Raw genomic sequence first — 25,602 nt, 5'->3', positions numbered from 1 at the left:
TACTTCACTGCGTCTCCTTCCGGTGTGCGGTTGCCGTGCTCCGGTGGGTGCTGTCCAGCAGGTCGTCCGCGGGGCAGCGGCCGCGGTCCGCGTAGCGCTCGGCGAAGCGGGCGACGGCGTCGCGCACTCCGGCGGACACGCGAGCCCGGGCCAGGGCGGCCTCGGCGGCGGTGAAACAGGCCCGTACGGCCTTGCCCAGCTCCGGGGCGGCGGGGCCGAGCCTGGCCGCGCGCAGCCACACGGCCGTGGCGGGCAGTTCCCCGGGCGGGGCGAGGGATTCGGTGGCCGCGAGCGCGGTGTCGGCGGCGAGGGGATCGTCCAGCAGGGCGGCGGTGACCGCGGTCGGTACGATCCAGCCGTCACCGGGCTGGGCGTCGATCATCCGCAGCTCCAGCCAGCCGCGCGGCCGGACGGGCGGGAACAGCGTGCTGAGGTGGTAGTCCAGGTCCTCGGCGGTGGGAGACCGCTCCCCGCGCGGATCGCGCAGCCAGGCGCGGAAGCTCAGCCCCGGCGGCGCCGCCCAGTCGGCGCCGGTGCGGCGCAGGCACATCAGCTCCGCGTCCAGTGCGTAACGGGCCCAGGCCGTACGGGGGTCGCCGCCACGTGGCGTGCGGGTGCGGCCCGGGTCGAGGCGTGCCCAGACCGCCTGCCTGGTCGAGCGCCAGCCCGAGGGGCGCCCCCGCCAGAACGGGGAGTTGGCGAAGGCCGCCACCAGCACCGGGCCGAGGCGGTGCGCCAGTTCCCAGCGGAACCGGAAACCCGAGGTCCCCCCGGTGTCGTCGCCGGAGTCCAGGGACACCTGGACCGACGCGGTTCCGCACATCATCACCCGGCCCCACGGGCCCGAGCGGGCGAAGAAGGACTCCATCGCCCGGTACCGGGGGTGGTCCAGCACCCGGTCGAGCGGACGGACGTCGTCCACGCCGCGCCCGACGAGCCGCAGTCCGGACGGCTCCACGGACTGTCGCAGGACGTCCAGATCGGTCGCCACGGCCGCCAGGCACTCGTTCAGGGAGCCGGCCGGGGCGGAGCTGAGTTCGAGCTGGCCGCCCGGCTCATGGGTCAGCGCGCTCCCGCCCGGCAGGCCGCCGGGCAGCTCCAGCGGGGCCACGGCTCCGGTGAGGCGCTCGGCCGGCACAGGGCGCCGCGGGTCGTCCCGGTCGTGTACCAGCCACTCCAGCTCCACGCCGACGCGGCGGGGAGGACCGGTCCTGAAGCATCTTCCCGCGATCCGCTCTTCGGCGTCGTCCTCGGTCAGCTCCCTGCTTCCGCCGCTTCCGTCCGGTTCTCTGTACGCCATGGGGCCCTGCCTCCTCAGGTACGGCCGGTACCACGCGCAACCCCCTGCCGGTGTCGTCCGGGACGACCGACCTGCCAGGACGGGCGACGGCCGCGGCCGATGGCCCGCGGTCCGCCCGTACCCGCGAGCGCGGTCCGGTAAGCCACGGCATTCGGTTGGACTGCGAACACGCAACGAATGCGGGCGGACACCTCCCCGGAGACGGCACGCAGGGTAAATTCCAGACCATGCCACGAGGACGCCACCGCCATGCGCCGCCCCTGCACCGGATGCTCGCGCCGTCCGCCGTGGCGGCCGTCGCGCTCATCAGCGCGGCGGTCTCATGGCTGATCGGGGACGCGGACGAACCCGGGGCGGTGGCACCGCGCCTCCTGGCCGCCGCGGCCGCCGCGGCGGCCGTCACCGGGGCCGTACTGCTGCGGCGGTGGGACCGGGAGGCCGGCAGGCGGGTCGGCGAGGTCAGGGCGGCCAGGGCCACCGCCGAGTGGCGGGCCGAGGAACGCCAGGCCGAGCTGGAGACCGAGCTGGAGGAGTCCCTGGAGATACGCCGGAAGGCGGAGGACACGCTCCGGCGTGAGCGCGCCGAACTGGAGAGGCTGCGCACCGAGCACGCCGCGCTGCTGCGCCGGTACGCCACCGCCGAGACCGAGCGGGCCAGTGCCCTGGAGGGGCGGCGGCAGCTCGCCCTGGAGGCCGCCGGACCCGCGAAGGCGCTCACCACCGGGGCCGCCGACCACCGCAGGGCGTCGGGCGCGCCCACACCGCTCACCTACATCCAGGCGGACGAGGCGCTCGGGCGGCTGCGGCTCAACGCCGCCCGGCAGCGGGAGCGGGAGCGGGAGCATGAGGAGCGGGAGAAGCGGGGCGAGGCCGCGGCCGTAACGGTTCCCGGGCCGGGCGCTCCCCAGCAGCCCCCGAAGCCCCAGCGGCCGAGCCCGGAGCAGGCACCGCAGCGGGGCGGCACGCCGGGGGCGGGGGAGCCGTACGGGCAGGGCTCCGGGAGCCGCGGAAGCGGCGCCCCCAAGCGCGGCGGATTCGACTTCTTCGGCACCCAGGGCACCCGGAAGCGGCGCAGGGCGCCGGGTACACAGGGCCCCGCGGCCGGGTCCTCCTCCGATCAGGAGGACGACCGGGCCCGCACCGGCAACTCCGGTGACGCCGCCGTTTCCGGCGCCGCCCCGGAGGCCCCGGCCCGCACCCCGTCGCCCGCAGTCGCGGGCAAGGTCATCGACCTGGGCGAGCCAGGCGGTGGCGAGGGTGATGACGGGGGCTCCGCTCCCGCGGACGGGGACGGGAACGGCGGCACGGGCGCCGACGGCACACCGCGGCCGACGGGCCCGTTCAGGGGCCTGCGCCGAGCCCGGTCCGCCTGACCCGCCCGGTCCGCCCCCTGCCCGCCCGTCCGTCGCGCCTACGTGAGCCAGCGCTCCGGACGCGCCCGGCGGCGCCCGGTGCGGGAGCGCCCGGCCTGGGCGGACACCACCGCACGGGCCTCCTCCACCGCCCGCAGCCGGGCCGCCACCGTGCCGTTCGCACCGTGGTCGACATGGACGTCCGCCAGCCCGAAGGCCCGCTCCCAGGGGCCCTGGGTGAGACGGACGCTCTGCACCTTCGCGTGCGGGACAAGCGACAGCGTGCGGCACAGCAGCCCCCTGCGGGAGGCGAACACCGTCTCCGTCACCCCGTGGCCGTATCCCCGCCACCACAGCGGGACGACCCAGCGGGCCCGGCGCGGCACCGGTGCCAGGGAAGCCGCCGCCTCGGCCGGATCGACGCCGGGAAGCACCCGTGCCAGTACGCCCCGGGCCGTCTCACGGGTGGCGACCGGCAGCAGCAGGCCGCCCTCGTTGCCCCCGGCGGCCACGTCCAGCTCCACCCGGACCCAGCCGCGCCGCCGCCACAGCCACGGCTCGACGATCCGGACGGCCTGGACGCGGCCGGGCGGGACGGTGGCGTGGGCGCGGTCCAGCAGCCCGTGGTCCAGCCGCATTCCGTCCGGCGACTCGGCGACGACCCAGTCGAACTCGGTGAGGAAGCGGCCCACACCGCTGCGCCACACACCGCTGAGCAGCGGCACCGCCACCGCCAGGGCCGGCCAGAGGCTGCCGCTCGCCCACCAGATCAGCACGGGCACGGCCACGGCCGCGGCCAGCGTGCCCCAGACGGTGCCGAGCAGCAGCAGTGAGACGACCAGCATCCGCGTGCCGACCCGCACCAGCTCCCGGGCGGGCGCCTCGCCCGCCTCCGCGGCGGCCTCGGGCGCCATCCCCGCGGCCCGCGCCAGCAGCTCGGCGCGGAGTGCGACGGCGTCCCGCTCGCCCAGGAACGCCAGCTCGTCCTTCTTGTCCGTGCCGACCACGTCGAGCTTGAGCTTGGCCACACCTACGACACGGGCCAGCAGGGGGCGCCCCACGTCGATCGCCTGGAGGCGGTCCAGGCGGATGTGGGCCACACGCCGGAACAGCAGGCCGGTGCGGATGCGCAGCTCGGTCTCGGTGACCGTGTAGCTCGTCATCCACCAGGACAGGAAGCCGTACGCGGCCGCCGCGGGCAGCAGCAGCACCAGGACCGCCAGCAGCCGGCCGGCCGTCAGGGACTCCACGCCCTGCCGGGCCCGCTCCGGGTCCTGCGCGGCGAAGGCGAACAGCGCGGCCAGCGGCGCCCACGCCCGCCGCCACGGGGTGACCGGGTGCAGCCGCCTGCCCTCCGGGCGCTGGAGCAGCGACGTCACGGCCGCCCCCTTCTCCCGGCCGGGCACGTCACAGCCCCGCCGAACGGGCCTCGCCCAGCTCGGTGAGCCGTTCGCGCAGCCGCTCGGCCTCCTCGGGGGCGAGCCCGGGTATGTGCGCGTCGGTCGTCGCCGCGGCGGTGTGCAACTGCACCCGGGCCAGTCCGAAGTACCGCTCCAGCGGCCCCGAGGTGACCTCCACCAGCTGCATCCGGCCGTAGGGCACGACGGTCAGCCCGCGCCACACCACCCCGCGTGCGATCAGCAGGTCGTCGTCGCGCTCGGCGTACCGCCAGGAGGCCCAGTTGCGGGCGACCGCCCGCCACCCCCACAGCGACGCCGCCGCCGGCGCCGCGGCGAGGACGGCCCACCACGGGCCGGCGGCCAGCCACAGGACCGGCCCCAGCACCGCGACGAGCGGCACGGACACGGCCGTCAGCAGCGTCCTGCGCATCCGCAGCAGCCCGCGCTCGACGCCGCGCCACCGCTCGGCGCCCTCCGGCCCCCCGGCCTGTCCGGCCTGTCCGGCCTGTCCGGTCCGCGGGGCCTGCGGGGTCTGCCCGTGCTGCCCGGTTCCCCCGGTCTCCCCGTCGGACGGCGACCCCCCTGTCAGCTGACTCATAAGGCAAGGGTAGGCGGCGGTGGTGACAGTGCGTATCCACCGCGGGGAGGAGGGAACGGGGCAGAGGGACGGGGAGAGGGGCCGCCCTCCCGGTGAAGCTGCCAGACTGAGGCCCATGAGTGACCCCGGTACCACCGCCGAGTCCGCCGTGCCCGCCGAGCGCCCCGAGTCCGCCGGGAACACGGCGGCCGTGACCACCGTCGGCATCGGCGGCGCGGCGGAGAGCACCGACATGGTGCTCAACATCGGCCCCCAGCACCCCTCCACCCACGGCGTGCTGCGGCTGAGGCTCGTACTGGACGGGGAGCGGATCGGCTCGGCCGAGCCGGTGGTCGGCTACATGCACCGCGGCGCGGAGAAGCTGTTCGAGGCGCGTGACTACCGGCAGATCATCGTCCTGGCCAACCGCCACGACTGGCTGTCGGCCTTCTCCAACGAACTCGGCGTCGTCATGGCCGTCGAGCGGATGCTGGGCATGGAGGTCCCCGAGCGTGCCGTGTGGGCGCGCACCCTGCTGGCGGAGCTGAACCGGGCCCTCAACCACCTGATGTTCCTCGGCTCCTATCCGCTGGAGCTGGGCGCCATCACGCCCGTGTTCCACGCCTTCACCGAGCGCGAGGACCTCCAGCGCGTCATGGAGGAGGTCTCCGGCGGACGCATCCACTACATGTTCAACCGGGTCGGCGGCCTCAAGGAGGACCTCCCGGCGGGCTGGCTCGGCCGCACCCGGCAGGCGGTGGCCGCCGTCCGCGCGAAGCTGGGCACCTACGACCGGCTCGTCCTGGGCAACGAGATCTTCCGCGGCCGCACCCGCGGCGTGGGTGTGCTCGCCCCCGGGACCGTCCACGCGTACGGGGTGAGCGGTCCCGTCGCCCGCGCCTCCGGCGTGGACTTCGACCTGCGCCGCGACGAGCCCTACCTGGCTTACGGGGAGCTGGCGGACGTGCTGCGGGTCGTCACCCGCACCGAGGGGGACTGCCTGGCCCGCTTCGAGGTGCTGCTGGAGCAGACCCGCAACTCCCTCGACCTCGCCGACGCCTGCCTGGACCGCCTCGCCGGCCTGCCGCCCGGCCCGGTCAACCAGCGGCTGCCCAAGGTGCTCAAGGCCCCGGAGGGCGCCACCTACGCCTGGACGGAGAACCCGCTCGGGATCAACGGCTACTACCTGGTCTCCAAGGGGGAGAAGACCCCGTACCGGCTCAAGCTCCGCTCGGCCTCGTACAACAACGTCCAGGTGCTCTCCGAGCTGCTGCCGGGCACGCTGGTGGCCGACATGGTGGCGATCCTGGGGTCGCTGTTCTTCGTCGTCGGCGACATCGACAAGTGAATCGACAGGTGACGGGACCGGCGAGAGGACCGGCTAGGGGCCCGCGGCGCTGGCGGGAGGCGGCCGAGGAGGCGCTGTACGGCCCGGCGGGCTTCTTCGTGCGCCACGCCCCCGCCGACCACTTCCGCACCTCCGTGCACGCCTCGCCGCTGTTCGCGGGCGCGGTGGCCGAGCTGCTGCGGCGCGTGGACGAGGTGCTGGGGCACCCCGGCGAACTGGCGCTGATCGACTACGGCGCCGGCCGGGGTGAGCTGCTGACCGGTGTGCTGGCGGCGCTGCCCGCGCTCCCCGGCGATCTGGCCGCCCGGGTACGCCTCCACGCCGTCGAACGCGCCCGGCGCCCGGACGGGCTCGACCCGGCCGTCGCCTGGTCCGCCGACCCGCCGCGCGGCGTGAGCGGGCTGCTGTTCGCCAACGAGTGGCTGGACGACATCCCCGTGGACATCGCCGAGACGGACGAGGACGGCGTCCCCCGCCACGTCCTGGTGGACGCCGACGGCACCGAGCACCTGGGCGAGCCGGTCGGCGGCGAGGACGCCGGGTGGCTGGCCCGCTGGTGGCCTCTGCAGCCCGAGCCGGGGCTGCGCGCGGAGATCGGCCGCACCCGTGACGCGGCCTGGGCGCGGGCGGTGTCCTGTCTGGAGCGCGGGCTGGCCGTCGCCGTCGACTACGCCCACACCCGTGCCGCCCGCCCCCCGCTGGGCACCCTCACCGGCTACCGCGGCGGCCGCGAGGTGCGGCCCGTCCCCGACGGCAGCCGCGACCTGACCGCCCATGTCGCCCTCGACGCCTGCGCGGCGGCGGCCGGGCGCGCCGGTGCCCCGGGGACCGGCGCGGGTCTGCCGCTCTCCCAGCGCGAGGCGCTGCACGCCCTGGGTGTGAGCGGCGCGCGGCCGCCGCTCGCCCTGGCGTCGGACGACCCGGCCGCGTACGTACGGCTCCTGGGCCGTGCGGGCGAGGCCGCCGAGCTGACCGACCCGGCGGGCCTGGGCGCCTTCACATGGCTGCTCCAGCCCCGCGGGATCCCGCTGCCTCCACCCTGGGGAGTACACGGGGAGGCGGGGGATCGGCCGTCCGGTTGACCCCGGCGCGTGCCGGGGCTGCCTACGCTGGGTTATGTGCACCGGCTCTACGAGTTCCTACGCAGGCACCCCACCCTCGTCGACGGGGCGTGGGCCGCCGTCCTGCTGGTGATGTCGGCCGTGTGGCTCGTCGGGGTCATGACGCATCCGCAGCCGGCCCGGTCGCTGGGGCAGGGGGACGTGCAGCAGGCCGCCTCCGTCCCGGTCGTCCTGGCCCTGTGCACCGTGGTGGCCCTGCGGCGCCGGGCGCCGGAGAAGATGCTGCTGCTGGCCACCGGGGTGGGACTGGCGGAGGTGGTGACGGGCGCGTTCCCGGTGCCGGCCAACTTCGCCCTGCTGGTGATCGTCTTCACCAACGCCTCCCGCAACGTCCGCTGGGCCTCCCGCTTCGCCCTCGCCGGCGCACTGGCCGCACCCACCGTCCACACGCTGCGCTGGCCCAACGAGAGCCAGGGCACCACCGGCACGGTGCTGGGCACGGTCTTCCTCACCGCCACCTTCCTGCTGGCCTGGGTGCTGGGCGACTCGCTGCGCACCCGGCGCGCCTACTACGCACAGCTGGAGGAGCGGGCCGCCCGCCTGGAGCGCGAGCGCGAGGCGCAGGCCAAGGTGGCCGTCGCCGCCGAGCGGGCCCGGATAGCGCGCGAGCTGCACGACGTGGTCGCGCACAACGTCTCGGTGATGGTCGTCCAGGCCGACGGTGCCGCCTACGTCATGGAAACCGCGCCCGAGCAGGCCCGGCAGGCGCTGGAGACCATCTCCGGCACCGGGCGCCAGGCGCTGTCGGAGATGCGCAGACTGCTGGGCGTGCTGCGCACCGGGGAGCACTCCGAGAGCGGCGAGTACGTGCCCCAGCCCGGTGTCGAGCAGCTCGCCGACCTCGTCGAGCAGGTGCGCGGCGCGGGTCTGACCGTGGACTTCCGCATCGAGGGCACCCCCCGCCCGCTGCCCAGCAGCGTCGAGCTGACCGCGTACCGCATAGTGCAGGAGGCGCTGACCAACACCCGCAAGCACGGCGGCCCCGACGTCGGCGCGACGGTGCGGCTGACCTACGGCGCCGACGATCTGACCCTGCTGGCCGAGGACGACGGCCGCGGCGCGCAGCGCGAGCTGTACGAGGTCGGCGGACTGGACGGGCTCGGCCAGGGGCTGATCGGCATGCGCGAGCGCGTCGGCATGGTCGGCGGCAGCCTGGACGCCGGGCCGCGGCCCGGCGGCGGCTTCCGGATCAGCGCGGTGCTGCCGCTGAAGAGCACCGTGTGAACGGCCCCGCGCGGAGCGCGCCGCCCGCCGGCGGACCGTTCGCCCCCGTGCCGCCCGCCGCCGTCCCGCCCCACGACGCCACCTCAGGGGAGATCATGACCGTCCGCGTGATGCTCGTCGACGACCAGGCGCTGCTGCGCACCGGCTTCCGCATGGTGCTGGACGCGCAGCCGGACATGGAGGTCGTCGCCGAGGCCGGGGACGGCGCCGAGGCGCTGGAGAAGCTCCGCGCCACGGCCGTGGACGTGGTGCTGATGGACGTGCGGATGCCCCGTCTCGACGGGGTCGAGGCCACCCGCCGCATCTGCGAGGGGGGCGAGGGCGGCCCCGGCAGCCCCCGGGTGCTGATCCTGACCACCTTCGACCTCGACGAGTACGCCTTCTCCGCCCTGCGGGCCGGGGCCGGCGGCTTCCTGCTCAAGGACGTGCCGCCCGGCGAGCTGCTGGCCGCGATCCGCGCCGTCCACAGCGGCGACGCGGTGGTCGCGCCCTCCACCACCCGCCGCCTGATCGACCGCTTCGCCTCCCTGCTGCCCGCAGCCTCCGGCCGGCCCGTCCCCAAGGAGCTGGAGCGGCTGACGGACCGCGAGCACGAGGTGCTGCTGCTGGTCGCCCAGGGACTGTCGAACGGCGAGATCGCCCGACGCCTGGTGCTCTCGGAGGCCACCGTCAAGACGCATGTGGGCCGCATCCTCACCAAGCTGGAACTGCGCGACCGGGTGCAGGCGGTGGTACTGGCGTACGAGACGGGGCTGGTGCGGGCGGGCGGCAGGGGCGCCTGAGGGCCCGGGAGCCGCATCAGGCATTTCAGGGTCCCGGTGGTCGTCCCCGCTCCGGGACGCGGGCGAGGAAGCCGTACAGCGCGTCGCGCACCTCCCGCGGCCCCCAGCGCAGTCCCGGAGCGCCCACCGTCACCTCGGTCACGGCCGTCCCCGGCGGGCCGGGCGTACCCGGCGCGCCCCAGACGCGGAACAGCACCGTCCCTTCCTCCTCCGCCTGCCGCACCCCCGCCTCCGTCAGTCCGTCGGCGCCGTACGGCAGCCACACCTGGAACTGGTGGGTGTGCGGCTCGGCCGGATGGATCCGGAACCACGGCACCCCGGCCTCCGCCAGCCCCTCCCGCAGCGCCGCCGCGACCGCCTTGGCGTGGGCGGCGTAGCCGGGCAGCCGGGGCAGCTCCCGCTCCAGCCCCACCAGGGCGGACAGCGCGGCGGGCCACTGCTGGAAGACCTGCCCGCCGTAGCGGTGCCGCCAGGCGCGCGTCTGTGCCACGAAGTCCGCGGGACCGGCCAGGGCGGCGCCCGAGAGGCCGCCGAGTGACTTGTAGAAGGAGACGTACACGCTGTCGGCCAGAGCGGCGATCTCCGGGAGCGTGCGCCCGAAGTGCGCGGCGCACTCCCACAGCCGCGCCCCGTCGAAGTGCACCACTGCGTCCCGCTCCCGCGCGGCCTCCACCACCGCCACCAGTTCCTCCCAGGACGGCAGCACGAAACCGGCTTCGCGCAGCGGGAGTTCGAGCATCAGCGTGCCGAAGGGCTCCTCCAGCTCCCGCACCTCCTCGGCGGTGGGCGTGCGCGGCTCGGCGGTGGGGTGCACGGTGCTCAGCCCGCTCAGCCGCCCCAGCGCGCCCCGCTCGTGGCGCTCGGGGTGCGCCACCGGGTGCAGGGCGACGACCGGGTTGCCGGTAAGGCCCGCCCAGCAGCGCAGGGCGACCTGCTGGGCCATGGTGCCGGTGGGGAAGAACGCGGCGGCCTCGCAGCCCAGTGCGGCGGCGGTGCGCTCCTCCAGACGGGCGACGATCCCGTCGCCGTAGATGTCGGGGCTGCCGTCCAGGTCGCAGACCTCGGCGCCCTCCTCCGCGAGCCGGGTCAGCCGCCCGGCGATCGTCCCGTCCACCGGGCCGTCGGACAGCTTCCGCCGCGCCGCGGTCCACGCCGCGAGCCTGCGGGCCCGCTCGTCCCCGGTATCGGAGTCCTCGTGCGCTGCCTCTGCTTCCCCGGTTCCCTCGTCAGCGGTCATGCGCCCGATGATCCCCCACCGCGCAGGTCCGGCGCCGGTCCTTTCCCCGCCGGGTCCACCGCCGCCGTCCGGCTCTGCGCCGGCTTGTCTACGACCACGCGCCACCCGTCGCCGCCCTCCTCCACGACGATCGCGGAGGACGCGGCGGCCAGTGCCCCGACCAGTCCCCTGTGCCGCAGCAGGTCCGTCTCGTGCCGGGTGTCGGCGGCGAGCTGCCCGCGCACCCGCTGCCAGGTGTCGGCGAAGAGCGCCCGGCCGCAGTCCTCCGGCAGCCGCCGTATCCAGGCCCGCGTGCGGCGGCCCGCTCCAGGGCCCGCCGCCGGGCCTCCTCGTCGACCAGCGGGGACGGTCCGCCCTCGCTGTAGTCGGCCGAGGAGTTGATCTCCAGCGCGACCCGTACGCACCGCTCGTCGTCCATCGCGTCGACGTGGTCCGGTTCCCCGGCGGGCGTGGCACCGGGCCGGGAGCGGCCGGGCAGCAGGGTGTCGGAGTGTGGGGAGCGCCACAGGACGTCCGCCGCCCGGTACCGCGCCGCCGAACGGCCGGGCAGGAGCCGCGGCTCCTGCCCGGCCTGGCCGGCCCGCGCGCCGTCCGGGAGTTCCGGGACGCGCTCCCGGACGCGCGGGCCGGCCACCGCCCCGCCGTACCGCTCCTCACGCGCCTGCGCCGGCGCTGCCGGCCCGGCGGCGCGAGCCCTGCCGAACCGGCCGTCGGCCGGCAGGGCTCCCGGTTCGTGTCCGGCCCGTGCACGCCCCGCGCCCCTCCCGAGCCCGTCCCGCGGAGTCCCGCCCCCACCCGTCCCACCCCGCGGGCGGGCGGGACGGCGAGCCGGCGAGTCCGCGTAGCATGGCGGTAATCGTCCGGTACCGGGTCCTGCGGACTGGAACGGAAGGCCGAACTCACGTGAACCAACCTCTCTCCGGCGCCGCCGGGGACCGTCCCGCGCGCCTGACCGTCGGCGTCGTCGGCGCGGGCCGCGTCGGCCCCGCCCTGGCCGCGGCCCTCGGGCTGGCCGGGCACCGCCCGGTGGCCGCCTCCGGCGTCTCCGACGCCTCCCGCCGCCGAGCCGAGGCCCTGCTGCCGGGGGTGCCGCTGGTGGAGCCCGCCGAGGTCCTGGCCGGCGCCGACCTCGTCCTGCTCACCGTCCCCGACGACGCCCTGCCCGGCCTGGTCACGGGCCTGGCCGAGACCGGCGCCGTACGCCCCGGCCAGTTGCTGGCGCACGCCTCGGGCCGCTACGGCACCGCCGTGCTCGAACCCGCGACGCGGGCCGGGGCACTGCCGCTTGCGCTGCACCCGGTGATGACGTTCACCGGCACACCCGTGGACGTGCAGCGGCTGGCGGGCTGCTCCTTCGGCGTCACCGCGCCCGAGGAGCTGCGGCTGGCCGCCGAGGCGCTGGTCATCGAGATGGGCGGGGAGCCCGAGTGGGTCGCCGAGGAGGCCCGCCCGCTCTACCACGCGGCTCTGGCCCTCGGCGCCAACCACCTGGTCACACTGGTCGCCCAGGCCCTGGAACTGCTGCGCACCGCCGGGGTCTCCGCACCCGACCGGATGCTCGGCCCGCTGCTCGGCGCGGCCCTGGACAACGCCCTGCGCTCCGGCGACGCCGCACTGACCGGCCCGGTCGCCCGGGGCGACGCCGGCACGGTCGCCGCCCACATCACCGAGCTGCGCCGCCACGCCCCGCAGGCGGTGGCGGGCTACCTCGCGATGGCCCGCACCACCGCCGACCGGGCCCTGGCCGGCGGACTGCTCAGGCCGGAGCTGGCCGAGGACCTGCTGGAAGTGCTCTCCGACGGGGACACCCGGTGACCGGGCCGACCGCCGGCCACAGGAGCCCGGCCGTGCCCGCGCCCGCGCCCGTGCCCGTCCTGCACACCGCCGCCGGGCTGCGCGCCCTGCCGCGCCGGGGGCGGCGGGCGGTGGTGATGACGATGGGCGCCCTGCACGAGGGTCACGCGGCCCTGGTCCGAGCCGCCCGGGAGAAGGCCGGGCCCGAAGGGCAGGTGGTGGTCACCGTCTTCGTCAACCCGCTGCAGTTCGGCGCGGGCGAGGACCTGGACCGCTATCCGCGCACCCTGGACGCGGACGTCGTGGTGGCCGCGGGCGCGGGCGCCGACGCCGTCTTCGCGCCGCCGGTGGAGGAGGTCTACCCCGGAGGGGAGCCGGAGGTGAGGATCGGCGCGGGCCCGATGGGCGAGTGCCTGGAGGGCGCCAGCCGCCCCGGCCACTTCGACGGGATGCTCACCGTCGTCGCCAAGCTGCTCCACCTCACCACCCCCGACCTGGCGCTCTACGGGGAGAAGGACGCGCAGCAGCTCGCCCTGATCACCCGGATGGTCCGCGACCTGAACTTCCCCGTGGAGATCGAGGGCGTACCCACCGTGCGCGAGCCCGACGGCCTGGCCCTCTCCAGCCGCAACCGCTACCTGTCGGACGCCGAGCGCACCACCGCCCTGTCCCTCTCGCGCGCCCTGTTCGCCGGACGCGACGCGGTGGCCGCGGGCGGGGCGGGCCCGCGGGAGGTACGCCAGGCCGCCGGGGCCGTACTGGCGGAGGCCGGGCGGGCACGGCCGCCGCTGGTGCTGGACTACCTGGCGCTGGTGGACCCGGCCCACTTCACGGAGGTCCCTGCGGAGCCCGGCGCGTACGAGGGCGAGGCCGTGCTCGCGGTGGCGGCGCGGGTGGGCACCACACGACTGATCGACAACGTCCGGCTGCGCCTCGGACGCCCCGGAGGGGTTCGGTGAACGGGATGACAGGCCTGCGGCTGGACGCGCCGCGCTCCGGCTGGGCCATCGCGGCGGACGTGGTGGTGGTCGGCTCCGGAGTGGCCGGTCTGACCGCCGCCCTGCGCTGCGCGGCCTCCGGCCGGAAGACGGTGATCGTCACCAAGGCCCGGCTGGACGCCGGCTCCACACGCTGGGCGCAGGGCGGGATCGCCGCCGCGCTGGGTGAGGGCGACACCCCCGGCCAGCATCTGGACGACACCCTGGTCGCGGGCGCGGGCCTGTGCGACGAGGAGGCGGTGCGCGCCCTGGTCACCGAGGGGCCGGACGCGGTACGGCGGCTGATCGGCGCCGGGGCTCGGTTCGACACCTCAGCCGAGACCGGCGAGATCGCCCTGACCCGCGAGGGCGGCCACCACCGCCGCCGCATCGCCCACGCGGGCGGCGACGCGACCGGCGCGGAGATATCCCGCGCCCTGGTGGCGGCCGTACGCGACGCCGGGATAGGGACGGTGGAGAACGCCCTCGTCCTGGACCTGCTCAAGGACGCCGACGGGCACGCCGCGGGCGTCTCCCTCCATGTGATGGGCGAGGGGCGGCACGACGGCGTGGGCGCCGTCCACGCCCCGGCGGTGGTGCTGGCCACCGGCGGCATGGGCCAGGTGTTCTCCGCGACCACCAATCCACCGGTCTCCACCGGTGACGGCGTCGCACTGGCGCTGCGGGCGGGCGCGGAGGTCTCCGACCTGGAGTTCGTCCAGTTCCACCCGACCGTGCTCTACCTGGGCCCGGGCAGCGAGGGTCAGCAGCCGCTGGTGTCGGAGGCCGTGCGCGGCGAGGGCGCGCACCTCGTCGACGCGGACGGCGAGCGCTTCATGGCCGGGCAGCACGAACTGGCCGAGCTGGCGCCGCGTGACATCGTCGCCAAGGGCATCATGCGGCGGATGCGCGAGCGGGACGCCGACTGCATGTACCTGGACGCCCGGCACTTCGGCGCGCGGATGTGGCGCGAGCGGTTCCCCACCATCCTCGCGGCCTGCCGCGCCCACGGCATCGACCCGGTCACCGAGCCGGTCCCGGTCGCGCCCGCCGCGCACTACGCCTCCGGCGGGGTGCGCACCGACCTGGCGGGCCGTACCACCGTGCCCGGCCTGTACGCCTGCGGCGAGGTCGCCTGCACGGGCGTGCACGGCGCCAACCGGCTTGCCTCCAACTCCCTGCTGGAGGGCCTGGTCTTCGCCGAGCGGATCGCCGCCGACATCGCCCGCACCCCCGCGCGCGTCCCGGTGCCCGCGGATCCCGCCGATCCGGCGGGCACGCGGACCGTTCCACTGCCGCCGGCCGAGGCGCGGTGCGCGGTCCAGCGCACCATGACCGCCGGGGCCGGGGTGCTGCGCTCCGCGGAGAGCCTGACCCGGGCCGCGGCGGAACTGGCGGAGCTGGCCCCGGACGAGGCCGGAGACGCGGCCGGCAAGCCGGCCGAGCCCGGCGTCGAGACCTGGGAGGCGGCCAACCTGCACCTCGTCGCCGGGGTTCTGGTCGCCGCCGCCCTGCGCCGTGCCGAGACCCGCGGCTGCCACTGGCGCGAGGACCATCCCGAACGGGACGACGAGTCCTGGCGCCGACACCTGGTCGTCGCCCTGCGTCCCACGGCCGAGGGCTCCGCGCTCGTCGTCCGCACGACCGGCTCGACCGCGTTTCCCCCGGTCACAGGCGGGGGGACGCGGTGAGCGTCGCGCGCGCGGCCGCCGGGCCGCAGACGGTGGGCGGAGTCGCGCTTTCGTGCCGCGCGGGCGGAGAAGCTCACGGGGAAGGCGCGGTGAGCGTCGCGCGCGCGGCCGCCGGGCCGTATGTCATCACGATGCCCGCGCCGCTGTGCCGCGTGGGTGGAGAAGCTCACGAGGAGATGCAGTGAACAGCCCCACGCCCGACGAACTTCCGCTGCTCCAGATCGGTTTCGGCCGTCCCGGCGAGGCGGTGAACGGCACCGGCGGGGGCTGCGGCGACGCCTGCGGCTGCGGCGGTGCGGAAGACGGACCCGACCTGGATCCGCTGGAGTGCGGCCTGGACCCGGACCTGGCCGCGCTGCTCGCGGAGGCCGGCCTGGACCCGGTGCAGGTCGAGGACATCGCGCACATGGCGATCGAGGAGGACCTCGACCAGGGCGTGGACGTCACCACCGTCGCGACCATCCCCGAGGACGCCGTCGCCACCGCCGACTTCACGGCCCGGGAGGCGGGCACCGTCGCCGGGCTGCGGATCGCCGAGGCGGTGCTGTCGGTGGTCTGCACCGAGGAGTTCGAGGTCGAGCGGCACGTCGAGGACGGCGACCGCGTCGAGTCGGGACAGCGCCTGCTGTCGGTGCGCGCCCGCACCCGCGATCTGCTCACCGGTGAGCGCAGCGCCCTCAACATCCTGTGCCGGCTGTCCGGTGTCGCCACCGCCACCCGCGCATGGGCCGACGCACTCCGGGGCACCGGCGCGGCCGTCCGCGACACCCGCAAGACCACCCCCGGGCTGCGAGCCCTGGAGAAGTACGCGGTGCGCTGCGGCGGCGGGGTCAACCACCGGATGTCGCTGTCGGACGCCGCGCTGGTCAAGGACAACCACGTGATCGCCGCGGGCGGGGTGGCCGAGGCGTTCAAGCGGGTGCGCGAGGAGTTCCCCGGTGTGCCGATCGAGGTGGAGGTGGACCGGCTGGACCAGATCGAGCCCGTCCTCGCCGAGGGAGCCGACCTGATCCTGCTGGACAACTTCACCCCCGGGCAGACGGCCGAGGCGGTCGCACTGGTCGCCGGCCGGGCGAAGCTGGAGTCCTCCGGCCGCCTCACCCTGGCGAACGCCCGCGCGTACGCGGACACCGGCGTGGACTACCTGGCGGTCGGGGCGCTCACCCACTCCTCCCCGATCCTCGACATCGGCCTTGACCTGCGTGACGAGGCCCGCGGCGGCGCGGGCGGACAGGAGCGCGACTGATGCTGCTCACGATCGACGTCGGCAACACCCACACCGTCCTCGGCCTGTTCGACGGCGACGAGATCGTCGAGCACTGGCGGATTTCCACCGAGGCCCGCCGCACCGCCGACGAGTGGGCCGTCCTCCTCCAGGGACTGATGGGCATGCATCCGCTGCTCGGCGAGGATCTGGGCGACGGCATCGACGGCATCGCCATCTGCTCCACCGTCCCCTCCGTCCTGCACGAGCTGCGCGAGGTGACGCGCCGCCACTACGGCGACATCCCCTCCGTCCTCGTCGAGCCGGGCGTCAAGACCGGGGTGCCCATCCTGATGGACAACCCCAAGGAGGTCGGCGCGGACCGGATCATCAACGCGGTGGCGGCGGTCGAGCTGTACGGCGGCCCGAGCATCGTCGTGGACTTCGGCACGGCCACCACCTTCGACGCGGTCTCCGCGCGGGGGGAGTACACCGGCGGCGTCATCGCCCCGGGCATCGAGATCTCCGTCGAGGCGCTCGGCGTACGCGGTGCGCAGCTGCGCAAGATCGAGCTGGCCAGACCGCGCAGCGTCATCGGCAAGAACACCGTCGAGGCGATGCAGTCCGGCATCCTCTACGGCTTCGCCGGACAGGTGGACGGCGTGGTGGAGCGGATGGCCCGCGAACTGGCCGACGACCCGGACGACGTGACCGTCATCGCCACCGGCGGCCTGGCCCCGATGGTGCTGGGCGAGGCGACGGGGATCGACGAGCACGAGCCGTGGCTGACGCTGATCGGACTGCGCCTGGTCTACGAGCGGAACATGGCACGGGGCTGAGCACGGGACCGGGGACACAGTAGACGGCGATATGTCTGTTTTGCTGATTTCTGACGTAATGTCGCCGTATGCCCACACCCTATGGCTCCCGAGGCGCCATGGTCCTCGGCCCGGACGAGCTGTGCGTCCTGCGCAGTGCCCTCGCTCTCGTCCTCCACCCAGTCCGCGCCCAGCCGTCCGCGCACTCCGGCGCCCGGCACCCGGAGGGGCCGGTGGAGGGGCGCGCCGAGGCGGTGCGCGCGTGTCTGTGGCTGGCCGACGCGCTGGACGAGGCGAGCCGTGAGTCGGACCGGCTGGGGGCCTTCCTTCCGGCGGACCTCGACCGCTATCGCGCCGCACTGCCTGGCTCGGCCCCGGGGTACCTCGCGCGGCTGGAGGAGGCCGTCACGCTGGGCTGCACGCCGCGCACGGAGGACCTGAGGGCGCTGCGCGAGCTGTGCGCCCACAGGACCGGCGAGGCGGAGACGAGGCGCCGCGCCGTGCTGCTGCGGCGCTGCGAACGACTGGCGGCGCCTCCGGAGCCCTCCCGGGCGCTCGAACCCCCGGGCCGCGGCCGGCCGGCCGCCGTACCGCGTCCGGTCCCCACCCCGGCCGAGGTCTTCCCGCCCCGCGGCCCGTCCCGGGCGTGCCGCCAGGCGCTCCCGGCCTGACGCGCGGCCCGCCCGCGGCCCGCGTTCCCGGCCCCGCGCACAGCCGGGCGGGCCCCCGCGGGCCCCGGCGGAGCCGCCGGTACGCTGGAGGTCCGGTATCCAAGGAGGCTGATCCGGCATGGAGTACATCGCCGCACTCACCCCGTCCGTGGTGATGGCCGTGGCCTTCACCGCTCTCATCGTGACGATCGTCAAGAGTCAGGGCGGTGCCAACAAGTCCAAGGAGGACGCCGCGGTGGACAGAGCCCTGGCACGGGCCGAGGCCGCGCGCGCCGCGTCGCCGGCCGACGGCGCGTCCAGGGGCTAGGCGGCGCACCGGCGGCGCGTACCGCCGGACGGCGGATGCCGTGGCGGCGCGGGAGCGCACACCGGGAGGTTCACCTCCCCGGCGTGCGCTCCTCTTTGTTTACCGTCCGGCCAAAACAAAGCGCTCAATGCCGTTCAAATGCGGCTATCGTTCTTGGTGTGCCTCGGCCACTGGGAGAGCTGGAAGACGCGGTGATGACGCGGGTGTGGCAGTGGAACCGCCCGGTCACGGTGAGAGAAGTGCTCGACGACCTCCGGCGTGAACGGCCGATCGCCTACACCACGGTCATGACCGTAATGGACAACCTGCGGGAGAAGGGGTGGCTGCGGCGAGAGCGCGAGGGCCGGGCCTATCGATATGAAGCCGTCTCCACCCGGGCCGCCTACTCCGCGGCACTCATGAACGATGCCTGGGCGGCGAGTGACAACCCCGCGGCGGCACTGGTGGCCTTCTTCGGGATGATGTCGCCGGAACAGACGGAAGCACTGCGGGACGCCTTGCGCGTCGCGCATCTCGACGACACGCGCCCCGGTGCCCCCGCCGAGAGCCGTGGTTCTCCGGAGCGATAGCGTCCCCGACATGCCTGAAGCCGTAAGTCGCGTAAGCCCCGCGAGCCCCGTAAGCGAGGTCACCGTCCGCAGGGCGAGAACCAGTGATGTGCGCACCGTGCGCCGTCTCATCGACGCCTACGCGCGCGACCGCATCCTCCTCGACAAAGCGACGGTGACGCTTTACGAGGACATCCAGGAGTTCTGGGTCGCCGAACGGGACCATGACGGCGAGGTCGTCGCCTGCGGGGCCCTCCACGTGATGTGGGAGGACCTGGCCGAGGTCCGCACGCTCGCGGTCGACCCCGCGCTCAGGGGCACGGGAGTGGGGCACCTGGTGCTGGAGAAGTTGCTGCAGACCGCGCGCTGGCTGGGAGTCCGGCGCATTTTCTGCCTCACCTTCGAAGTGGACTTCTTCGCCCGGCACGGCTTCACCGAGATCGGCGAGACGCCGGTGGACGGGGATGTCTACAGCGAGCTGCTGCGTTCCTATGACGAAGGTGTAGCCGAGTTCCTGGGTCTCGAACGAGTGAAACCCAACACCTTGGGCAACACGCGGATGCTGCTGGACCTATGAGGCACCCGCTTCGTGCGCCCTATGTCCGAAAGGTCCCTCCAATCCGGCCGGACCGGCCCGGCAATGTTCCCGGAGGGTTTGTGTTTTCCCGGGAAAAGCGGTTTGCTTTCACCGTCAGTATCAGTAATCGGTTTTCGGTGACTGACCGCACACGACGAATGGGAGTAACCGGTGGCGCAGAAGGTTCAGGTCCTTCTTGTCGACGACATCGACGGCGGCGAGGCCGATGAGACCGTGACGTTCGCTCTCGACGGCAAGACCTACGAGATCGACCTCACCACCGCCAACGCGGACAAGCTCCGCGGTCTGCTGGAGCCTTACCTCAAGAACGGCCGCCGCACCGGTGGCCGTTCGGCTCGTGGCAAGTCCCGCCCGTCCGCCGGCGGCGGTGCGAGCCAGGACACCGCGAAGATCCGCGCCTGGGCGAAGGAGAACGGTTACGAGGTCAACGACCGCGGCCGTGTCCCCGCCAACATCCGCGAGGCCTACGAGAAGGCGAACGCCTGAGTCGCGCGGGCGAGCCGCGTGCGGTGGCGCTCCGCTCCGCCGCCGCCACGCTCGCCGGACCGGCGAGATCCGACTCGTGCCCCGTCCGGGAGGCCGCAGCCGTGCCGCGGCCTCCCGGGGGCGTGTGCTGCCGGGCCCGTCCCGTCCCGGTCCGGACGGCGCCGGCCCGCGTCCCGTCCCGCCGCGCCCTCCCGGGCCGTGCCCTCCGGGCGGCCGCCGGGCGCCTTCGGGAGTGCCCGTGCGCGTCGTGTGCGTCACATGCACCGTGTGCGGCGCGGACACCGGTCCGCGAACGGGCCGCGCACCGGCCCGCATGCCGGTCACAAAAGGTGACGAACCGCTACTCCAGGTGCCCGGCGGGCGGGTGGGGAAGGTGCGGCACCTCACGCAAGGGTGTTCGCCAGTAGCGGATGCACCCACCCTGCCCGGCATGGACTGTCGGTGTCCCGGGGTAAGAAGTCGGTGAAGAAATCCCACGTGGAACGGGGGTGCGGCACCGGCGATGGAGCGGTGGACGGACGTGGCGGCCCAGGAGCGTTCGCCGTCGGCGTAGTGGAAGCGGGCGGATATGTCTGGCCTGCGGGAACATCGTCTCGCACCATCGGGTTGGAACTGTTGTCGGCTGTTCGGGACGAGAGCGAGAGGCAACGGGCTCTCCTCCCCGCCAGCGCGGGAGCGATCCGGACGGGTGTCGGCAGTTGGAATGAGCGGTCCCCGCTTGCGGGACTAAGCTGCGGAAGGACAGGGAGGGGACCGACCCCTTACTGCCTGACCGCTCTGAGGAGCGATTAACGATGTTCGAGAGGTTCACCGACCGCGCGCGGCGGGTTGTCGTCCTGGCTCAGGAAGAAGCCCGGATGCTCAACCACAACTACATCGGCACCGAGCACATCCTCCTGGGCCTGATCCACGAGGGTGAGGGTGTCGCCGCTAAGGCACTGGAGAGCCTCGGGATTTCGCTCGAGGCGGTCCGCCAGCAGGTGGAGGAGATCATCGGCCAGGGCCAGCAGGCCCCGTCCGGCCACATCCCCTTCACCCCCCGTGCCAAGAAGGTCCTGGAGCTGTCGCTCCGCGAGGCCCTTCAGCTCGGCCACAACTACATCGGCACCGAGCACATCCTGCTCGGCCTGATCCGCGAGGGCGAGGGCGTCGCCGCCCAGGTCCTCGTCAAGCTCGGCGCCGATCTCAACCGGGTGCGGCAGCAGGTCATCCAGCTGCTCTCCGGCTACTCCGGGGGCAAGGAGGCGGCCACCGCGGGCGGCCCCGCCGAGGGCACTCCCTCGACCTCCCTGGTGCTGGACCAGTTCGGCCGCAACCTCACCCAGGCGGCCCGCGAGTCCAAGCTCGACCCGGTCATCGGGCGCGAGAAGGAGATCGAGCGGGTCATGCAGGTGCTGTCCCGCCGTACCAAGAACAACCCGGTCCTCATCGGCGAGCCCGGCGTCGGCAAGACCGCGGTCGTCGAAGGCCTGGCCCAGGCCATCGTCAAGGGCGAGGTGCCCGAGACGCTCAAGGACAAGCACCTGTACACGCTGGATCTGGGCGCCCTGGTCGCCGGGTCCCGCTACCGCGGTGACTTCGAGGAGCGCCTGAAGAAGGTCCTCAAGGAGATCCGCACCCGCGGCGACATCATCCTGTTCATCGACGAGCTCCACACCCTGGTGGGTGCGGGCGCCGCCGAGGGCGCGATCGACGCCGCCAGCATCCTCAAGCCGATGCTGGCCCGCGGGGAACTCCAGACCATCGGCGCGACGACGCTGGACGAGTACCGCAAGCACCTGGAGAAGGACGCGGCCCTGGAGCGCCGCTTCCAGCCCATCCAGGTCGCCGAGCCGTCGCTGCCGCACACCATCGAGATCCTCAAGGGTCTGCGCGACCGCTACGAGGCGCACCACCGCGTGTCCATCACGGACGCCGCCCTGGTGGCCGCCGCGCAGCTCGCCGACCGCTACATCTCGGACCGCTTCCTGCCGGACAAGGCGATCGACCTGATCGACGAGGCCGGCTCCAGGATGCGCATCCGCCGGATGACCGCACCGCCGGACCTGCGCGAGTTCGACGAGAAGATCGCGAACGTGCGCCGGGAGAAGGAGTCCGCGATCGACTCGCAGGACTTCGAGAAGGCGGCCTCCCTCCGCGACACCGAGAAGCAGCTCCTGGCGGCCAAGGCCAAGCGGGAGAAGGAGTGGAAGGCCGGCGACATGGACGTCGTCGCCGAGGTGGACGAGGAGCTGATCGCCGAGGTCCTGGCCACGGCCACGGGCATCCCGGTCTTCAAGCTCACCGAGGAGGAGTCCTCGCGCCTGCTGCGGATGGAGGACGAGCTGCACAAGCGCGTCATCGGGCAGGAGGACGCCATCAAGGCGCTCTCCCAGGCCATCCGCCGCACCAGGGCGGGCCTGAAGGACCCCAAGCGTCCCGGTGGCTCGTTCATCTTCGCCGGCCCGTCCGGCGTCGGTAAGACCGAGCTGTCCAAGACGCTGGCGGAGTTCCTCTTCGGTGACGAGGACGCCCTGATCTCCCTCGACATGTCGGAGTTCAGCGAGAAGCACACCGTCTCGCGGCTCTTCGGCTCGCCCCCCGGCTACGTGGGGTACGAGGAGGGCGGCCAGCTCACGGAGAAGGTCCGCCGCAAGCCGTTCTCGGTCGTCCTGTTCGACGAGGTCGAGAAGGCCCACGCGGACATCTTCAACTCGCTGCTGCAGATCCTGGAGGACGGTCGCCTGACCGACTCCCAGGGCCGGGTCGTGGACTTCAAGAACACCGTCATCATCATGACGACCAACCTCGGCACCCGGGACATCTCCAAGGGCTTCAACCTGGGCTTCGCCGCCCAGGGCGACGCCAAGACCGGCTACGAGCGGATGAAGGCCAAGGTCAACGAGGAGCTCAAGCAGCACTTCCGGCCCGAGTTCCTCAACCGTGTCGACGACACCGTCGTCTTCCACCAGCTCACCGAGGAAGACATCATCCGGATCGTCGACCTGATGGTCGCCAAGGTGGACGAGCGGCTCAAGGACCGCGACATGGGCATCGAGCTCAGCGGTGAGGCCAAGAAGCTGCTCGCCAAGAAGGGCTACGACCCCGTCCTGGGCGCCCGGCCGCTGCGCCGGACGATCCAGCGGGAGATCGAGGACGTGCTGTCGGAGAAGATCCTCTTCGGTGAGCTGCGCCCCGGCCACATCGTGGTCGTCGACACCGAGGGCGAGGGCGAGGCGAAGAAGTTCACCTTCCGCGGCGAGGAGAAGTCGGCCCTGCCGGACGCCCCTCCGGTGGAGTCGGCGGCGGGCGGCGGCCCGAACCTCTCCAAGGACGCGTGAGGCGCGGGGACGTGTGAGCGGCTCCCGCCGGCAGGCGGGAGCCGTCACGGCACCACTCCACCGAGCCGCACACCACGCGGCAGCCGCACGGGCGCGGCCCGGGGGACCGTCGTACGGTCCCGGGCCGCGCCCGTGCGCGTGAGGGCGCCCGCGCGGGGCCGGCTCAGCGAGCGATGATCCGGATGCCCTCCGGAACCCCGCCGACCCGGGGGAGCCGCGGGTTCACCCGGATGGTGTGCAGCCGCGGAAAGGCGCTCAGCCACCCCATGTCCACCCCCAGGTCGTAGGCGAGCCACAGATGCGTCAGCCGGTCGAGCACCGTGTCCCGCAGCAGCTCCTCCGGAGTGAAGCCGCCCGCGATCTGGACGCGGTCCCGGCCGCCCATGTCGCGCAGCGCCCGCAGCTCGGAGAGGTCGGAGACGGGGAAGTACAGCCCCTCCGGATCCAGCCGGGAGACGATCTCACGGGCGTAGCGGGCGGTGTCGAAGTTGCGCCAGGCCCGGGCGAGCTCCGCCCTCACCCTCAGCGACGACCGGTCCCGCAGCCGTACCAGGTAGTCGACGGCCGCCTCGTCCCGCACCCGCGTGGCCGTGACGGCGAGCAGATACGCCTTGTCGTCCGGAACAGCCGCCGGGTCGGGCAGCAGCTCCAGCACGACGGGCCCGATCCACCCCAGGTTGCGGGCGCCCAGCGGATCGGTCGGGTTGACGATCTTCTCGGTGCGGTCGCGCACCAGCTTCCGCGTCTCCGGGTCGAGCTCGGTGACGTGTTCCAGACAGGCCGCCGCCATCAGCCTGCGGTGCTTGGTCTCGGAGGTCTTCAGATGCCCGCTGGGAGCCAGCAGCCGCTCGATGAAGCGCGCGCACTCGTCGGGCCGGGCGTGGGCGGCGGCCATCCGGACTATCTCCTCCCACCCCGCCTCGTGGGCGTGGTCCACCAGATCCTCGAACCGTCCCCGCGCCACGATCTCCTTGGCGCTCAGATAGTCCTGGAAGGTCCGGTGCACGAACTCCACCCGGCCGTCGTCCGACTCGCGCAGCAGCCCGGTGCGGTGCAGCAGATGGCCGAAGATCTTCTCCGCGTCCCCCTGGCCGCGGGCGGCCGGGATGGCGGGCAGATGGGAGTCGAGCACCGCGACGGCGGTCTCCCGGTCCAGGTCCGTGCGGTCCTCGGTCAGCATCCGGTGGGCGAGCTTCTGCAACAGCCGCTCGCGCGGCGCGCGCTGCAGCTCGACGTCGTCGGCGTGCAGCACGTCGCGCTCCGGATCGCGGCGCTGGAGCAGCATGTCCATGGCCGCGTCGTACAGCTCCTTGCGGCCCTGTGGGAGCGTCCCGGCGCGGTCCCTGTTCAGCGCGCAGATCAGACCGCACATCAGGGGGTTGGTGGCCAGCCGGCGCAACTCCCGGTAGACCCGCACCGAGTGCAGCAGCCGCTGCTCGTAGCCGGCCAGCCGGTCCCGGTCACCGCCGCCGTCGTGCCGGGCGGCCCGGTGCCAGTGGCGGATGAACCCCGCCACCTGGTCGCGGCTCATCGGCGCCAGCATCAGCTCGCCGAACCCCTCCCGGGCCAGCCAGTCGGGCTCGACGGCCGACGGCCGGGTGGTGACCAGGCAGACCGTGCCGGGGTGGATGTGCAGCAGTCTGCGCAGCCCCGCCCGCAGCTCCTCCCGGCGTGCCTCGGGCGCCTCGTCGATCCCGTCCACCAGCAGCAGCGCCCGCCCCTCGACCAGCACCCGGACGGCCCAGCCGGGAGGCTCGCCGCCCCGAAGGGCCGTCCGGCAGCGCCCCACGGACAGGAACTCCCCGGGCGCCGGGAAGCCCTCGCGTGCGAAGTGCCGCACGGGCAGCACGAAGGGAACCCGGCCGCGCAGCGCGGCCAGCTCCCCCGGCAGGTCGTTCCGCGCGACCGCCACGGCCAGCCACTGCACCAGCGTGGTCTTCCCCGATCCCGCCACCCCGCGCAGCAGCACCCGCTCCTGTCCGGCCAGGGCGCGGTCGGCGGGCAGCGCCGGCTGCCCGGAGGCCCCCTCGACGGGTGTGGCGAACTCGGCGCCCAGACTCAGGTAGGTGGCGTCCAGCGGCCAGCTGCCGGGGGCGTTGGGCAGGTCGATGCCGTGGATGGTCAGGCGGTTGTGCCGCCGGACGAGGAACGCGGCGTACTCCTCCTCGAAGGCGATGTCCTCGGGGGAGGGGCGGGGGCGGCGCACGGCGTCGGCGTCGTTGAGGTCGACGAGCTGCCGTATGCGGTGGCTCTGCTCGGCCAGGTTCCCGGCGACGTACGGCGAGCGCCGGATCAGGAAGTGCAGGACGTGCAGGCAGACGTTGTCCAGCAGCTGGTCGTGGAACCAGGCCTGCTCGCCGGTCAGCTCCCGGTCGGCTCCGGGGACGGCCCGGCGCAGCCGTCGCGCGCAGTCCTGCGGTCCCATGCCGACGGCCTCCGCGTCGTCGAGGTCCAGCTCGCCGAGCGCGGCCAGGGTCCGCCCCAGGACCACGGCCACGGGCCGGTCGGCCGGGTCCTGTGCCGCCCCGGCGCCGCCGCCCGGCCGGGCGAGCCGCACCAGTTCCCGGGCGATCCGCGCCACGTCGTCGTACGTCCGCTCGGGCCGCAGGCCCCGGAACGACACCAGTCCCGCCACCAGCCGGGGGCTGTCGCAGGCCGGCGGGAGGTCGGCGAACAGTTCGCGGACCAGGGGCGCGGCCCTGGCCGAGGGGATTCTCGCGACGGCTTCCATTCGGCCCTCCCCCGATGGCCCTGTGGTCTGCGGCGTTGTGCGGCGTTGTGCGGTGGCGGGCGGCTCGGCGGGCACCCGCCCCGCTCGCTCCCAAGGCTAGGCCAACTCCTTTGATA

Annotated in this window: 21 protein-coding genes and 1 pseudogene; 16 read left to right on the top strand and 6 right to left on the bottom strand. The window is 74.2% G+C overall.

The genetic code is table 11. The features are described from left to right. Positions 1-4: 4 nt before the first annotated feature. Positions 5-1,300 (bottom strand): ergothioneine biosynthesis glutamate--cysteine ligase EgtA, encoded by a 1,296-nt coding sequence (gene egtA / locus ACGRHY_RS11335; RefSeq protein WP_394635235.1) that lies wholly within the window; start codon positions 1,298-1,300, stop codon positions 5-7. 227 nt (positions 1,301-1,527) lie between these two features. On the opposite strand from egtA, the gene ACGRHY_RS11330 reads away from it, so the two are divergent. Continuing rightward, positions 1,528-2,673, top strand: a complete 1,146-nt coding sequence (locus ACGRHY_RS11330) for a hypothetical protein (RefSeq protein WP_394635234.1) — start codon at positions 1,528-1,530, stop codon at positions 2,671-2,673. A 38-nt stretch (positions 2,674-2,711) separates the two neighbouring features. On the opposite strand, the gene ACGRHY_RS11325 is transcribed toward ACGRHY_RS11330, so the two are convergent. Both ACGRHY_RS11325 and ACGRHY_RS11320 read right to left on the bottom strand, forming a co-directional pair. After that, entirely contained in the window at positions 2,712-4,058 is a 1,347-nt protein-coding gene (locus ACGRHY_RS11325) for a PH domain-containing protein (RefSeq protein ID WP_394635233.1), read from the bottom strand. 1 nt (position 4,059) lies between these two features. Next, positions 4,060-4,650, bottom strand: a complete 591-nt coding sequence (locus ACGRHY_RS11320; protein WP_394635232.1) for a PH domain-containing protein — start codon at positions 4,648-4,650, stop codon at positions 4,060-4,062. Between the two features lie 232 nt (positions 4,651-4,882). On the opposite strand from ACGRHY_RS11320, the gene ACGRHY_RS11315 reads away from it, so the two are divergent. The 4 genes from ACGRHY_RS11315 (at position 4,883) to ACGRHY_RS11300 (ending at position 9,104) form a co-directional block, all read left to right on the top strand. Beyond that, a complete protein-coding gene (locus tag ACGRHY_RS11315; RefSeq protein WP_394638006.1) occupies positions 4,883-5,977 on the top strand; it encodes an NADH-quinone oxidoreductase subunit D in 1,095 nt (364 codons plus the stop codon). 8 nt (positions 5,978-5,985) lie between these two features. Continuing rightward, the gene (locus ACGRHY_RS11310; RefSeq protein ID WP_394635231.1) at positions 5,986-7,059 is read left to right on the top strand and encodes an SAM-dependent methyltransferase; all 1,074 of its coding nucleotides are present in this window, start codon (positions 5,986-5,988) and stop codon (positions 7,057-7,059) included. Between the two features lie 36 nt (positions 7,060-7,095). Next, positions 7,096-8,322, top strand: a complete 1,227-nt coding sequence (locus ACGRHY_RS11305) for a sensor histidine kinase (protein ID WP_394635230.1) — start codon at positions 7,096-7,098, stop codon at positions 8,320-8,322. Positions 8,323-8,417: 95 nt separating this feature from the next. Continuing rightward, positions 8,418-9,104 carry a response regulator gene (locus ACGRHY_RS11300; protein WP_394638005.1) on the top strand — a complete coding sequence of 229 codons (687 nt, stop codon included), beginning with the start codon at positions 8,418-8,420 and terminating at the stop codon, positions 9,102-9,104. Between the two features lie 25 nt (positions 9,105-9,129). Here the strand turns inward: ACGRHY_RS11300 and ACGRHY_RS11295 are convergent, their stop codons facing one another. Both ACGRHY_RS11295 and ACGRHY_RS11290 read right to left on the bottom strand, forming a co-directional pair. Further along, complete coding sequence (locus ACGRHY_RS11295; protein WP_394635229.1) at positions 9,130-10,341, bottom strand: threonine aldolase family protein; 1,212 nt, start codon at positions 10,339-10,341, stop codon at positions 9,130-9,132. Beyond that, positions 10,338-10,975, bottom strand: a pseudogene (locus ACGRHY_RS11290) (DUF5937 family protein). The gene ACGRHY_RS11295 and the pseudogene ACGRHY_RS11290 overlap by 4 nt, the downstream one beginning before the upstream one ends. Positions 10,976-11,244: 269 nt before the next feature. On the opposite strand from ACGRHY_RS11290, the gene ACGRHY_RS11285 reads away from it, so the two are divergent. The 11 genes from ACGRHY_RS11285 (at position 11,245) to ACGRHY_RS11235 (ending at position 22,755) form a co-directional block, all read left to right on the top strand. Continuing rightward, positions 11,245-12,156, top strand: a complete 912-nt coding sequence (locus ACGRHY_RS11285) for a Rossmann-like and DUF2520 domain-containing protein (RefSeq protein ID WP_394635228.1) — start codon at positions 11,245-11,247, stop codon at positions 12,154-12,156. Between the two features lie 32 nt (positions 12,157-12,188). Continuing rightward, on the top strand, positions 12,189-13,094 hold the full coding sequence (gene panC, locus ACGRHY_RS11280) for a pantoate--beta-alanine ligase (protein ID WP_394635227.1): 906 nt from the start codon (positions 12,189-12,191) through the stop codon (positions 13,092-13,094). A gap of 5 nt (positions 13,095-13,099) precedes the next feature. After that, on the top strand, positions 13,100-14,803 hold the full coding sequence (locus ACGRHY_RS11275; RefSeq protein WP_394638004.1) for an L-aspartate oxidase: 1,704 nt from the start codon (positions 13,100-13,102) through the stop codon (positions 14,801-14,803). Positions 14,804-14,984: 181 nt separating this feature from the next. Then, complete coding sequence (nadC, locus tag ACGRHY_RS11270) at positions 14,985-16,049, top strand: carboxylating nicotinate-nucleotide diphosphorylase (protein ID WP_394635226.1); 1,065 nt, start codon at positions 14,985-14,987, stop codon at positions 16,047-16,049. Beyond that, entirely contained in the window at positions 16,049-16,846 is a 798-nt protein-coding gene (locus ACGRHY_RS11265; RefSeq protein ID WP_394635225.1) for a type III pantothenate kinase, read from the top strand. The genes nadC and ACGRHY_RS11265 overlap by 1 nt, the downstream gene beginning before the upstream one ends. A gap of 68 nt (positions 16,847-16,914) precedes the next feature. Then, the gene (locus ACGRHY_RS11260; protein ID WP_394635224.1) at positions 16,915-17,496 is read left to right on the top strand and encodes a hypothetical protein; all 582 of its coding nucleotides are present in this window, start codon (positions 16,915-16,917) and stop codon (positions 17,494-17,496) included. Positions 17,497-17,614: 118 nt separating this feature from the next. Further along, entirely contained in the window at positions 17,615-17,803 is a 189-nt protein-coding gene (locus ACGRHY_RS11255; protein WP_394635223.1) for a hypothetical protein, read from the top strand. Positions 17,804-17,961: 158 nt separating this feature from the next. Beyond that, positions 17,962-18,372: a BlaI/MecI/CopY family transcriptional regulator gene (locus ACGRHY_RS11250; protein ID WP_394635222.1), complete on the top strand. Its 411-nt coding sequence runs from the start codon at positions 17,962-17,964 to the stop codon at positions 18,370-18,372. A 10-nt stretch (positions 18,373-18,382) separates the two neighbouring features. Continuing rightward, positions 18,383-18,928: an amino-acid N-acetyltransferase gene (locus ACGRHY_RS11245; protein ID WP_394635221.1), complete on the top strand. Its 546-nt coding sequence runs from the start codon at positions 18,383-18,385 to the stop codon at positions 18,926-18,928. A 171-nt stretch (positions 18,929-19,099) separates the two neighbouring features. Further along, positions 19,100-19,435 (top strand): histone-like nucleoid-structuring protein Lsr2, encoded by a 336-nt coding sequence (locus ACGRHY_RS11240; protein ID WP_394635220.1) that lies wholly within the window; start codon positions 19,100-19,102, stop codon positions 19,433-19,435. Positions 19,436-20,229: 794 nt separating this feature from the next. Continuing rightward, entirely contained in the window at positions 20,230-22,755 is a 2,526-nt protein-coding gene (locus tag ACGRHY_RS11235; RefSeq protein WP_394635219.1) for an ATP-dependent Clp protease ATP-binding subunit, read from the top strand. 163 nt (positions 22,756-22,918) lie between these two features. On the opposite strand, the gene ACGRHY_RS11230 is transcribed toward ACGRHY_RS11235, so the two are convergent. Next, on the bottom strand, positions 22,919-25,486 hold the full coding sequence (locus tag ACGRHY_RS11230; RefSeq protein WP_394635218.1) for an NACHT domain-containing protein: 2,568 nt from the start codon (positions 25,484-25,486) through the stop codon (positions 22,919-22,921). Positions 25,487-25,602: the final 116 nt, after the last annotated feature.

Source organism: Streptomyces shinuiensis, assembly GCF_043660855.1.
Lineage (GTDB): Bacteria > Actinomycetota > Actinomycetes > Streptomycetales > Streptomycetaceae > Streptomyces.
Note: the sequence above shows the minus strand (reverse complement) of the source record. Positions and strands in the feature narration are given on the sequence as shown.

What these genes read in the sequence shown, in the direction of transcription:
- egtA (WP_394635235.1), bottom strand. Translation starts at nt 1,300, where the DNA reads ATGGCGTACAGAGAACCGGACGGAAGCGGCGGAAGCAGGGAGCTGACC.
- ACGRHY_RS11330 (WP_394635234.1), top strand. Translation starts at nt 1,528, where the DNA reads ATGCCACGAGGACGCCACCGCCATGCGCCGCCCCTGCACCGGATGCTC.
- ACGRHY_RS11320 (WP_394635232.1), bottom strand. Translation starts at nt 4,650, where the DNA reads ATGAGTCAGCTGACAGGGGGGTCGCCGTCCGACGGGGAGACCGGGGGA.
- ACGRHY_RS11315 (WP_394638006.1), top strand. Translation starts at nt 4,883, where the DNA reads ATGGTGCTCAACATCGGCCCCCAGCACCCCTCCACCCACGGCGTGCTG.
- ACGRHY_RS11300 (WP_394638005.1), top strand. Translation starts at nt 8,418, where the DNA reads ATGACCGTCCGCGTGATGCTCGTCGACGACCAGGCGCTGCTGCGCACC.
- ACGRHY_RS11295 (WP_394635229.1), bottom strand. Translation starts at nt 10,341, where the DNA reads ATGACCGCTGACGAGGGAACCGGGGAAGCAGAGGCAGCGCACGAGGAC.
- ACGRHY_RS11275 (WP_394638004.1), top strand. Translation starts at nt 13,100, where the DNA reads ATGACAGGCCTGCGGCTGGACGCGCCGCGCTCCGGCTGGGCCATCGCG.
- ACGRHY_RS11265 (WP_394635225.1), top strand. Translation starts at nt 16,049, where the DNA reads ATGCTGCTCACGATCGACGTCGGCAACACCCACACCGTCCTCGGCCTG.
- ACGRHY_RS11260 (WP_394635224.1), top strand. Translation starts at nt 16,915, where the DNA reads ATGCCCACACCCTATGGCTCCCGAGGCGCCATGGTCCTCGGCCCGGAC.
- ACGRHY_RS11255 (WP_394635223.1), top strand. Translation starts at nt 17,615, where the DNA reads ATGGAGTACATCGCCGCACTCACCCCGTCCGTGGTGATGGCCGTGGCC.
- ACGRHY_RS11245 (WP_394635221.1), top strand. Translation starts at nt 18,383, where the DNA reads ATGCCTGAAGCCGTAAGTCGCGTAAGCCCCGCGAGCCCCGTAAGCGAG.
- ACGRHY_RS11235 (WP_394635219.1), top strand. Translation starts at nt 20,230, where the DNA reads ATGTTCGAGAGGTTCACCGACCGCGCGCGGCGGGTTGTCGTCCTGGCT.
- ACGRHY_RS11230 (WP_394635218.1), bottom strand. Translation starts at nt 25,486, where the DNA reads ATGGAAGCCGTCGCGAGAATCCCCTCGGCCAGGGCCGCGCCCCTGGTC.